This is a genomic window from Agromyces litoreus (assembly GCF_040496015.1).
GTDB classification, from domain to species: Bacteria; Actinomycetota; Actinomycetes; order Actinomycetales; family Microbacteriaceae; genus Agromyces; species Agromyces litoreus.
On record NZ_JBEPKA010000038.1, the window covers coordinates 1 to 561 of the forward strand.

At 66.3% G+C, this 561-nt stretch carries 1 protein-coding gene; it reads left to right on the forward strand.

Annotated elements, in window-relative coordinates:
• The coding region (locus tag ABME01_RS15625) for an IS3 family transposase (RefSeq protein ID WP_353829350.1) at positions 1–539 on the forward strand (539 nt) is incomplete at its 5' end.
• Between the last annotated feature and the right edge of the window lie 22 nt (positions 540–561).

Below are 561 nucleotides of genomic sequence, written 5' to 3' on the forward strand. Positions count from 1 at the left end.
GTCCGCGGCGGCTGTGGGTGGCCGACGTCACCTACGTCGCCACATGGTCCGGGTTCGCGTACGTCGCCTTCGTCACCGACGTGTACTCCCGCCGCATCGTCGGCTGGAACGTCGCCGCCACGTTGAAGGCCGACATCCTGCCGTTGCAGGCACTGAACATGGCCGCATGGACCGCCGGCGGCAAGCTCGACGGGCTGGTCCATCACGCCGATCATGGGTCGAACTACCTCGCCGTGGTGTACACCGACCGGATCGTCGAACTCGGCGCGGAACCGTCCACCGGAACCGTCGGCGACTCGTATGACAACGCCCTCGCCGAGGCCGTCAATGGGCTCTACAAGACGGAGCTGATCCGCCGCCGCGGGCCATGGCGGACCGTCGAGCAGGTCGAACTGGCCACCCTCGAGTACGTGTGGTGGTGGAACAACCAGCGGCTGCACGGCGAACTCGACCTGCGCACCCCGATCGAGGTCGAGCAGGCCTACTACGCTGACCAAGAATCAGGCCTGGCGGCAACCGCCCGACAGGGAAACCGATAGGAACGAAACCCAGGCCGAATCA